At 45.0% G+C, this 1579-nt stretch carries 1 protein-coding gene; it reads right to left on the reverse strand.

What is annotated here, in order from left to right:
* Positions 1–167: 167 nt before the first annotated feature.
* Positions 168–1490 (reverse strand): IS4 family transposase, encoded by a 1323-nt coding sequence (locus GQS10_RS22735; RefSeq protein ID WP_166246591.1) that lies wholly within the window; start codon positions 1488–1490, stop codon positions 168–170.
* Positions 1491–1579: the final 89 nt, after the last annotated feature.

The following is a 1579-nucleotide window of genomic DNA, read 5'->3' on the forward strand; positions in this document are numbered from 1 at the left end:
CAATGTCATTAAGTTAATCGCATTGTCTGAGACCAGAAATAAAAATCGATCGTGAACGGCACGGGAGAAACCCTGTGCCGTTCGTTTTTTCGTGCAGACAAGGAAAAAAGAGCACAGCAAACTAAGCGGATGGAAAATCCGCTTTATAAATGTTCATAGGAGACGATTTATGCTACTCTGTAGACGAAGCTTACTGCTGATTTATAACGGATTTTGCGCGTATTCTTCTGCCCCTGGTGAATGGGACGAATCGGCAAAATGTTCTTACGAATCAGCGCTTCAACATCGGGCGGGGGTTCATCGTTCCTTGAGCGCAGGAATTGTCTGCACACGTAAACGGCGACTGTGAAGTTGACTTGGTATGGGTGCCGTTTATCCATTTGGGAAATGACTACGTGCGAGGTAATCATTTCAGCAAAGTTGTACATGATCATTTTTGCGAAAATCTCCTGAATGATGGACTCTTGCTTTTTTGCGTGAAAATTCGTCAGGCCAACGGTGTACTTTAATGCCCTGAAAGAGGTTTCAATGCCCCATCGCATGTTATAAATAGACCTGATTTCATCGGGCGGGAAATCAGCGGCAGAAAGATTCGTAATGACGGTTTCATAAGCGTCATTAGGCAGGACGAAACGAACCACCCGAAAGGAAATCGGGTAGAACAAATTCTCGCGCAAATCCAAAAAATCGAATGTAGCTTTGAAAGGAAGAAACTTGTAAATCTCTGGATGAGCCTTGACCTCATTGGTTTGTTTTTTGGTGAGTGTCTGACGAACGTCAATATCAAACTCACCGCCAGAGGGCAACCGCAAGCCCGAAAGAATCCCATTGGAATCCAAATCTTTTACCCGTATAACGAAGTTCCACCCTTTGCGTTCAATATGCGCGAAATTGTTGTAGCTTTCATAACCTCGATCGGCCGTAACAATGGTTTTTCCTTCAATGGGCGAACGGTCAACCATAGCTGCCAGTGCCCTCCCCTCATTACACAACCTCCGCGGCTGAACAATGGCATCGACGTAAAGACTGTTGCACAAATCATAAGCTGCGTTCAAATGCAGAAGGTTGTAGCCTTTCGCGTTCGGTTGACTTTGAAAATAGGTATCCGTGTCTGCAGCGTTCGTTGCGATATGTAAATCAGAGCCGTCAATGGCAAGCAATCGATACCCTCGGTAGTCCTTGAGATCCGTGTAAGATTTCGTGAATTTGTGAAACAAGAATTCCACGGCAGACGGCAGGATTTTATTCCTCTGTTGGACAAAAGCAGATGTGGTTGCGGTATTCACGTCATAGCCCTGCGACTCCAGGAGTTCCTTATAAATGCTGTTGCCGCCCATTGAGATCAGGAGTTCCATCACCGTTTCAAAGGGCAGTTTCTTTTTGCGGGTAAAATTTGTTTCAGGGTTTTTGACATAAGGTGCTGGCGCGGCTGACATTTCTCGTATGAGGGATGTCAGCGTTTGTTTTAACGAAAGCGCGTACTCATTCATTGGCGAAACCTCCTCGTTTTTTCAAGGGGCTTCGCCACACATTACCAACTGCTTGTCAAGTCCTTTTTTTATTTTTCATGCAAAAAAAA

The organism is Paenibacillus turpanensis (assembly GCF_011421635.1).
Classification (GTDB): Bacteria; Bacillota; Bacilli; order Paenibacillales; family YIM-B00363; genus Paenibacillus_AK; species Paenibacillus_AK turpanensis.

Excerpts from the sequence above, each read along its gene's own strand:
- GQS10_RS22735 (WP_166246591.1), bottom strand. The coding sequence starts at position 1,490 with ATGAATGAGTACGCGCTTTCGTTAAAACAAACGCTGACATCCCTCATA.